Source organism: Candidatus Phytoplasma pruni, assembly GCF_013391955.1.
Classification (GTDB): Bacteria; Bacillota_I; Bacilli_A; order Acholeplasmatales; family Acholeplasmataceae; genus Phytoplasma.
This window is the reverse complement of sequence record NZ_JABUOH010000018.1, coordinates 1-1,034: the sequence shown is the minus strand read 5'-3', so window position 1 is coordinate 1,034 and position 1,034 is coordinate 1. Positions and strand designations below refer to the sequence as shown.

The 1,034-nt window shown below is 25.1% G+C and carries 1 protein-coding gene; it reads left to right on the top strand.

Annotated elements, in window-relative coordinates; all coding sequences use genetic code 11:
• Positions 1-339: 339 nt before the first annotated feature.
• The gene (locus HR065_RS00505) at positions 340-954 is read left to right on the top strand and encodes a nitroreductase family protein (protein ID WP_244948320.1); all 615 of its coding nucleotides are present in this window, start codon (positions 340-342) and stop codon (positions 952-954) included.
• Positions 955-1,034 lie beyond the last annotated feature (80 nt).

Genomic DNA, 1,034 nt, shown 5'->3' with positions numbered 1-1,034 from the left:
CTAGCTTTGCCCCTTGAATAAATTTATAAATTAAATAACTAGAAAAAAGCAAAAAAAGAATTATAATCTTAAAAAGGATTATATTTTTGTTTTTGTTCATCATGTTGCGTTTTTTAAAAACCATTTCTATTTTGTATTGTTTTTTATCAAAAAATTGTATAAAATATTGTTTAGTGGAAGATTTTTAATAGGAAGAAATTTTGTTGTCAGTATAAAATTTTTCTCTCTTTTTGCTTTTAAGATCAATAAAATTTGTTAAAATACAATGTAAATGTTTTTATAAAAATTTTATTTATTGACCAAAATTATAAAAGACAACATAAAACGAAGGAATGTAGAATGAAAATTAAAACAGTTAGATTGTTTGACAAAGACCACAAAATCAATAAAGAAACTTGGGATAAAATATTTCAAGACATACGTTTCACTCCTTCTTCTTTTGACTTGCAACCATGGCGTTTTTTCGTCATAGAAAGTCAAGAAAACAAAAATAAATTAAAAACTTGTTTAAAAGGTAATTTAACCCAATTGGAAACTAGTTCAGCTATGGTTTTGTTGTTTGGAGACCTAAATAAAGCTAAAAATAGCGAATATATTTATCAACAAAAATGGTTAAATAACGAAATCTCTCTGGAAAGAAAAGAATTCGTGTTAAAACAAATTAAAGAAAATTATTCTTCTATGCAAGAGAACAAATTGCATAATGAATTATTTTTAGAAGGAGGCATTGTAGGTCTTAATTTTGTGGCTACTTTGCAAAAGTTTGGTTATAACGGAGGTTTTATCGGAGGCTGCAAATTTGACCAAGTAAACGAACTTTTTGCTATTCCTCGCAATTATTTACCTCTTATTTTAATATCCGTAGGAAAAGAAAAAATAGTTCCTGAGGAAGAAAAAGGCCAAAAAAAAACACCTTTTAAATTAAAGCCTGAAGATTTCGTTAATTTTTTATAATTAATCAGATGGAAAAATATTTCCTAATAACATTTGGGAAATATTTTTTATCATATTAACTTAAAAACATATTTTTTATC

Excerpts from the sequence above, each read along its gene's own strand:
- HR065_RS00505 (WP_244948320.1), top strand. The coding sequence starts at position 340 with ATGAAAATTAAAACAGTTAGATTGTTTGACAAAGACCACAAAATCAAT.